Origin of the sequence: Ectobacillus funiculus (assembly GCF_004138295.1) — a bacterium.
Taxonomy (GTDB): domain Bacteria; phylum Bacillota; class Bacilli; order Bacillales; family Bacillaceae_G; genus Ectobacillus; species Ectobacillus funiculus.
The window spans coordinates 1-7,854 of the sequence record NZ_SCFM01000083.1 but is presented as its reverse complement, the minus strand read 5'-3'; the positions used below and the strand labels follow the sequence as shown (position 1 = coordinate 7,854).

Annotated in this window: 5 protein-coding genes and 2 pseudogenes; 3 read left to right on the top strand and 4 right to left on the bottom strand. The window is 37.7% G+C overall.

Features of this window, described 5'->3' with window-relative positions; translation table 11 throughout:
- Positions 1–660 precede the first annotated feature (660 nt).
- The 3 genes from EP737_RS25840 to EP737_RS24020 all read right to left on the bottom strand — a co-directional run bounded on the left by EP737_RS25840 (position 661) and on the right by EP737_RS24020 (position 3,701).
- Positions 661–801 carry a hypothetical protein gene (locus EP737_RS25840; RefSeq protein ID WP_165350911.1) on the bottom strand — a complete coding sequence of 47 codons (141 nt, stop codon included), beginning with the start codon at positions 799–801 and terminating at the stop codon, positions 661–663.
- A gap of 102 nt (positions 802–903) precedes the next feature.
- Positions 904–1,146 (bottom strand): PspA/IM30 family protein, encoded by a 243-nt coding sequence (locus EP737_RS24025; RefSeq protein ID WP_165350910.1) that lies wholly within the window; start codon positions 1,144–1,146, stop codon positions 904–906.
- Between the two features lie 1,850 nt (positions 1,147–2,996).
- Positions 2,997–3,701 (bottom strand): hypothetical protein, encoded by a 705-nt coding sequence (locus tag EP737_RS24020; RefSeq protein WP_129731771.1) that lies wholly within the window; start codon positions 3,699–3,701, stop codon positions 2,997–2,999.
- Positions 3,702–4,254: 553 nt separating this feature from the next.
- Between EP737_RS24020 and EP737_RS24015 the strand changes: the two are divergent.
- A pseudogene (locus tag EP737_RS24015) lies at positions 4,255–4,806 on the top strand (transposase); the annotation flags it as partial.
- Between the two features lie 173 nt (positions 4,807–4,979).
- On the opposite strand, the gene EP737_RS24010 reads toward EP737_RS24015, so the two are convergent.
- Entirely contained in the window at positions 4,980–5,606 is a 627-nt protein-coding gene (locus EP737_RS24010; RefSeq protein ID WP_129731769.1) for a hypothetical protein, read from the bottom strand.
- Between the two features lie 158 nt (positions 5,607–5,764).
- On the opposite strand from EP737_RS24010, the gene EP737_RS26675 reads away from it, so the two are divergent.
- Together EP737_RS26675 and tnpB are read left to right on the top strand one after the other, a co-directional pair.
- Entirely contained in the window at positions 5,765–5,890 is a 126-nt protein-coding gene (locus EP737_RS26675; protein WP_281278928.1) for a hypothetical protein, read from the top strand.
- 430 nt (positions 5,891–6,320) lie between these two features.
- Positions 6,321–7,519 (top strand): annotated as a pseudogene (tnpB, locus tag EP737_RS24005) (IS200/IS605 family element RNA-guided endonuclease TnpB).
- The last annotated feature ends 335 nt before the right edge of the window (positions 7,520–7,854 follow it).

Genomic DNA, 7,854 nt, shown 5'->3' with positions numbered 1-7,854 from the left:
CCCTAAGAATGCAAAGAGAATTAGATTATACGCTTTGCAAAACCTAGTCTATTTAACAGGAATTTAAGCACCACTAGCCTAGATTATTCTAGGCTTTTTTACACTGTAGGAAAGTATAAATTTCCAGCTAGAAGTGAATTCGACGCAGCCGGAAATTTTAGGAATACAGTGTAAGTGCAACTACGCCTCTGTCTTCGTCCAAGGGCAGGGCTCGCCAATCGGCGAGTTTTCTTTATATACCAAATTATTGGGATGGGGCCTGTATCCCCTTCTGAAACTATACAACTTCTTTCAAAACACTGGTGAATTACTCTGACAACCCTACAAAGACACAGGCACGAAACAGGATAGATTCTTAAGTTATAATCCTGGTTCATAAAACTTACTGAAAGTTATCGTTACGCACAAAACTAGAAGTTTTGCATCTCCTTTCGAAGACGTGTGCCCACAGGATTGCACACTAGGGGACTGCTCTTGCTCAGCCAATAAGAGATATTCTTGTTCCTTATTACAGATGTAATCTGTCCCCCAAAAGCTCTCCCTAGCCTTCTTCACGATGTTCCAACTAGGGAGTATTCATTTTTGTAACTATATTCAAAAAAGGGAAAGGTGTACTTGAGAAAGATTCTATCCGCTTTAGACAGCTTGTCTGCCTATCATTTAAGCCTTCGCTGCTTTTAATCGTTCCAATTGCAGTTCTACCTCAAGCTGCAAAATAGTGTTTACCCTAGGCCGCCTGTGAGCCGCAAAAGCTTGACCCGCTTTTACCTCTGCTTCTAAAGTCCAGATGCACTCTTCCATTCGGACAAAGCCACGTATTGTATCGTCTGTGCTAAAAGAGTTGATCGTTGTTTGAATGGCCTTTACAGCCTTTGCTGCATCCGCTCTTGCAATGAGTTCCTGCTACTTTAGCTTCAGCTCTTCATGCTTACCCTTCAGCTTTTTTATTTTTTCATACAGGTTAGCAGCTTGTGCCTGGATGGTCTCCTGCTGCTTATACGATGCAAACTTGCGCTCCGGCACAATTTTATTCTGTAATGCTATCTTAGCAACGTTGTCTTCGTTTCGATCCACAGCTAGGTTTGCCTGTCTGACACGCTTTTCAATGATGTTATCTGCTTCTGCAACAAGCACCTTATACTTCATCTCCAAAAACAACTGATCAGCTACTACTTTCTGAACTCTTACAAGCTGTCCCCCCTGTTCACGCAGGTATTATACCGCCATGCTAATTGGACCTTCTGCCTGATTAAGCACCTCGTGAATGTCCGCAAGTACAATATTCTTGATACATTTAAAAATATCCATCTGAGTTTCCTGGCCATCTCAATAATCAAGTTTTTGTAGGTCTAAGTTAGAGAATCCTGTTCCCCCTATTTGTACATATTGTACATAGCTTGCAGAAGAAGTATTGTCATTTCGTCTGATTTTATGCGTAAAGTAAGCGACCATAAGAATAACGGGCAGAATCAGTACCTACGCGAACAGCCTCCAATTCCATCAGTGCAAGTCTGACCCATTTGCAGAGACGCTCTGCCAGCTTCCAGGTGGTCCAGCTAGCTACGATAGCCTTAAATCTCTAGTTTTGGGTTTATATAGCCCCGTATCACCTGTAAGATCCCAAATAAAAGGGATTCTTTTTGGGTAAAAATAGACACATTAAAGACTTCTCTTCAATCATCCCTTTATAATATCGTTATAAATGTGGTCCCTTTGTGGCATGTACTACACATGTGCATAACGATTTATGCATAAGTGCATCAATACAAGTAACGTTTTACAATGCGTTCACTATGCCACCTAACATTCTACAGAAATACTTAATCCACTACGGTACCACACTTTTAATTAACAACAAAATAGAATTCTATTAAGATATACAGCCCTTCGAACTATTCCCTCTTTCTCTAGAGAAAAGCATTCGCGCACCTTGAATCCCTAGTTTTCGACTCATCTAGTTCTGTATCACCAAAGTCCGAATAGAAAGAGGATTTCTTTGTATAAAAAACAGATTAGAGTTCTCTAGGAATTTCTCTCCAAATAATTCCTTATAACTCCACCACAATTGTAGTCACCTTGTGGTGTGTTTTACACATGTTCATGACGATTTATGCATAAGTACATCAACACAAGTGAAGTCTTACAACACACTAACCATGCAGTTTTAACATTTCATAGAAAGACTTTATCTGCATAATACTGTATTATTAGTTAACAACAAAACAGAACTTCATCAAGATCCGCAGCCTTTCAAACTAACTTCTAGACAATAAAAGACAGTCCAAAAAATGTAGTCAATTTGTGGTTCGTTGTCCACCTGTGCATTAACATATATGCATAGGTACACGAGTACAAGTACACTCTGATATTTCTATCTAACTAGAATAATCTAAGTTGGCTATGTTTATAGATAGGAATTATTACGAATTATTAGGGGGTCATCTATCTTAGTGTGCTCTCTCATAATATCTGCATGATCATTAATCATCTATAATTACAGTATCTGTATTGAATACAATTAGTTTTTCATGTGTTTCACTTGTGCCTTGTGGTGACTAAATACACCTCAACATGTGCACAAGTCGAGGTGTAAAACTTAGGTATTCTTCACTTGTATCGAATAAAAATTGAAGATGCTTAGTAGATCCAAATCACGTTTATGCCTGAATTATAAAAGTAAAATGGGGTATTGATTATTGTGCAGACCGAAGAAAAGTTAGGCAGGGATTCCCCTAGTCAGAGATTATATCCTTACTAATTTCTGTTAAATCCATAGAAAAAAGGGGGAGATAACCACTAATTATTGAAATTCATAACTCATCAAAAACACTTCTCCAGTTTATGCTATGAAGGATAATAAAGGCCCTTCCCAATACCACATAATACTTGTTATTGAATTTCTGATTCCTTAGGTGTCTACAAGTAATCTCTAATTCGAAGCGCTAGTGATAAAAGAGATACAAATAAAATAAGGGTTAGCAGTGGGGGATCAGCTGCTAACCCTTAAAATGTTCTTCAATTCTAGCTTCCAAATACTTATTTATATAGTCGTTAATAAATCTTTGCATCTTTACCACATCTTCACTCTTGCTAAATAAGCCTGTACGTATTTTACGCTCAGAATCAGGTTTTTGCTCCCAAAGTTCTAGGGCTTCCTGCTCTAATTTGGCACGTATCCTTGTTGTAGCAATGGTCCGCTCTATTCGCTCAGCCCGTATTTGTTCAGAAGGTTTAGGTTCCGGGAGTTGTTTCCTTAATTCTAGTTGCATCTGAGCTGTAATGTGGCTTAGAGTTTCCTTCATATGCTGCTCATACTCATATTTAATTTCTTTACGTATTGATTCTTGAGCTTCCTTAAGAAGGTTAGAAAATTCATCTCTCATTCTACTTATAGCAGAATTCACATCAATCCCAGTTTCTCCATCATTGAAATCGTCTGGAAAAGGTCTTGTATCAAAGTTACTCTCAATATAGGAATATATCCCGTTCAAAGGCCACTTTGCTTCTCTAAGAGCTACGATTCGTTTTCCAATTTCAAGATCGTGTTCTGTAAATATCTTTTCATTATTAACCCTTAAGTTATAATGAATCCGTCGTTTTTCGAGCTCATTAAACCATTGCGTTACCGTATTAGGATGCCTTTCAAGCATCGCAGCAAATTCAGCTATTTGCCACGAATTAATAATCTCCTCGGTTTTCATCTAATCACCCTTTTCGTTATTTACTATACATTCTAGGTAATCTTTGTAAACATGTGTACCACAACCTATGTATATATGTGCAGAATCCTAGTTTTATTTTTAAAAACAGTGCATTTGTAGACCAAGACATATCTACATAAATAGCGCATAATAAAATGTTACACACTAAAACACTTAAAGTAAATAGATGATTTTGTTCCCTGTCTAAAACCTTAGGGCTTAATAAAGTACATTTGTATAGTTATATATTCTCTCAAAATCAATTAAACCCCTTTATTTGTAGACACCTTGTGCTTCGTGTAGCACATGTGCATTAATACTTGTGCACACATACAAAGAAAATAGGCAGAGGTTCCTAGGTCTCCATGTAACCAAGGAAGAGAAATTGAGTACACCTATTCATAAAGACAGGGAAAGCCTTGTAAATTATCAATTAATTTCATAAGATGTTTCCTTAGGCTGTGGAGAAAGTCTTCTCCACAGCCTATTTTTATGTTTGAGAGCCCTTTTATCTGTCAACACTGATAGAAAAGAAGAAAAGGAGTGATGCTGTATGATGGGAGCGTTAAATAACCATCGAGAGGAACGAGTTATGGTGTCGGTAGAGGAATTAGTTCCAGAGGATCACTTTTTACGTACAGTAGAAGCAACCATTGACTTTGATTTCATAGAAGAAAAACTGCGTCCGTATTATTGTAAGGACAATGGGCGTCCGTCCCTACATCCGATTACGCTGTTCAAAATGATTTTTATTGGGTATTTCTATGGTATTCGTTCCGAACGCCAGTTAGAAAAAGAAATCAAAACCAATGTCGCTTATCGCTGGTTTTTAGGATTTTCTCTATCAGATCGTGTTCCTGATCATACAACGATTAGCTGGAATCGTCGGACACGCTTCGTTCATACGAATATTTTTGAAGAAATCTTTGATGAAATTGTTCAACAAGCCTCTGCACACGGCATGGTAGGGGCAGACTCGACTCATATCAAAGCAAATGCCAACAAAAATAAGTTTGTGCGCAAAGCGAAGGAAGAGCATCCGAAAGCCTATCTTGAAGGACTAGAAGCTGCCAGTAAAGGGGACCGTGTGGAACACGTAAAAAAGAACTAAAACAAAAAAAAGGAAAATGCCGCTAAAGATGACTTATATTTTACAACTCTCATATTTTTCACAGCCATGAAGTATAGTCATGCATTCTATGTATTTTTTTGTGAAAATAAAAAGCCCCTTCCCAGATTAAGCTCTAAAGTCAGTAGGGAAGTGGGGGTTGTCAATTTCTATTTCTCAATATATTGTTCAATAAATTGTACAAAGGTTCTCTTGAAGTCCCTTGTCTTTGTAGACGCTTTATCTAAGATATAGCTTACTAACATACGTATATCGATAGGCTCCTCCTTATTACTCTCATTAATGAAATCGACAATGTACTGTAACTGATTCATTCTAGCTTCTGTAGTCTCATCATCTAGATGTTTTAGAACATAATCCACAAAAATGGTAGATTCATAAATAGCTGTTTTCAATAAGAGTGCGGTAGTGCTTGATACAGTCATATCTAATGCATAGGCTAATTCACTCAATTTATCATGAATTGATTGGGAAAATCGAATTGAGATTCTTCTCTTTTGACTATCCCCATCTTTAAATGTATAGGGCGCTCTGCTTACGTCCCCCCGAATAAGCTTCCGTTCTTGAATCCAATAGTCTCTTCTAAAATAACCGGCCAGCAAATCTATAGTCTTCTCTGATTGCAAGCCCAGTACACATATCTCTTCAGCCACATCCTTAATAGGATTTGTAGTCATATAAGAAAGCCGATCTATACATTCATACAAACTCATAGTAATTGTAGGTTTTACTTCTCGTTTTTTATCTGAACGAACCTTCCTCACTCTTTCCAACATTTGCTCTTCCCCTCCAAATTTTTCAAAAATATAGCAGCGACACTTTCGCTCTGTCTCTTGTACATCCTATGAAAGGGGAGGGGTTGGTATACATGTTTATTTTTAATACAGCCTGTCCATAATAGATATATATAAACTCCTACTGAGAAGGTGAAGGTATGAAGGTAAAGATAACAAAAAAAGAGGCGAAACAATTGTCTAAAGATATCCGCAATGTTGCTAAAAAATATGGGTTCTCTACTTCGGGCTCCAAAGCTAATGATAAGCAAGCGGCTAAATCATGATGACAGAAATATATACTATATCCCTAGGAATCTGTCCCAGACATAATAGAATATCCTAGAGACACTGTATTGACCCTACATTTGATTGGTGGAATTTCCTCTAAAATATCCAGGCAATTTTATTTCTTGATTTTATGGTTTTCTATAAGCTATGAAGAGGGCTTTTCTTACACTTTAAGAAAATATAAGGGCAACTACGCCGCTGTCTTCGTCCAAGAGCAGGGCTCGCCAGTCGGCGAGTTTTCTTTGTTACAGATTTTCCGAACGGGAAAGCCCACTCCTTCAGGTGTGGGCTGAAAGTGAGATCAAACAAGACGTACCTTTAGGTACGTCAATTGTTTGATTTTTTTATGTTGTCTGTCATAATTACTTTTCAAATATTTCCTTTTTTGTATAATAGATACAGAACGTATGTACTGGAGGTGGGGAAATGAAAATTCACAAGGGATATAAGTTTAGAATCTATCCAACTAAAGAGCAGAGAATGTCAATACATAAAACATTAGGATGTTGCCGTTATATTTGGAACCTGGCTTTAGGTGCTCAAAAGAAACAAGATGCTTATTCGTATATAACTGAGGAAATGGTTCAAAACGGACAACTTCCTGAAAACCGATGGGAATGGGATTTTTTTAACGCAGAGAAGGAACAAAAAGAATTAACAGAATTGAAAAAACAATTGGATTGGTTAAAAGAAGCAGATTCTACTGCTTTGCAAAATTCTCTACAAGATTTAGGGGAATCCTTTAAACAATACTACCAAAAGAAAAAGAGAAAAAGAGAAAACCTAAGTTTAAAAGTAAGAAAAATGAGGTACATTCCTATACGTCCAAATGTAACTATAGTAAAATTGGTCCAACTATTCGGATGGAACAAGACCGTTTTATGAAAATCCCAAAGTTAGGGCTCGTTGAATTGGTTCCCGCACAACAAGTGAAGGGAAAAATATTGTCTGCTACAGTCAGTATGAATGCAACAGGAAAATATTTTGTTTCGCTTCTAACCGAGCAAGAAATTGAATTTGTACAACCTTCACTCTTTCAAGTGGGTATAGATGTGGGATTAAAAGATTTTGCTACATTTTCCGATGGAACAAAAATTGAAAATCCAAAGTGGCTTCGGAAACTAGAAGACAAACTCATAAAAGCACAACGGGTTCTATCAAGACGGAAATACAACAGCTCCAATTGGAATAAACAACGCAAAAAGGTAGCGAAAATTCATGAGAAAATAGTCAATGCTCGTACAGATTTCCTGCACAAGATAACTTCTTCGCTTGTTCACGAAAACCAAGTGATATGCATAGAAGATCTTCGTGTGAAGAATATGTTGAAGAATGGGAAATTGGCAAAAGCACTATCTGAGGTCTCTTGGTTTGAGTTTCGACGTATGTTGGAATATAAGTGTAAGTGGTATGGTAAAACACTTGTCGTCGTAGGCTCCAATTTTGCTTCTTCTCAATTATGTTCATGTTGTGGGCATAAGAATCCAGAGGTAAAGAACTTAGGAGTCCGAGAATGGACATGTTCAGAATGCAATACAATTCATGACAGAGACGTAAATGCTGCAAATAATATCTTGGCTGAAGGGCTGAGAATTTTCGTCGATGGGCAGTCGATGATAGCCTAATGGGTACCGAGCAGTAAGAGGTACATCCTTTTTGAACCGAAAGTTCAAATGACGTAGGAAAACCTGACAGCACAGATTGACCGCTGTGAAGCGTTATGTCTAACGGGGTGGGAGGTTAGAATCCCACTGCTTCAGCTGTGGGATTCTCAAAAAACCAAAAATATATATAAAGCCGTCCTAGATACTGCAAATCACTTATGTCAACTACCCACCACTTAAACGTTAACACGTTTTGAAGTGGGGGCTTGTAAAAGCCTAGTTGTCTAGTCTGAGTCTCCGGTATATGGTGAGCCATAGCGAGTGACTACGTTGGGTAAGTCAATACGGCTTTGTGT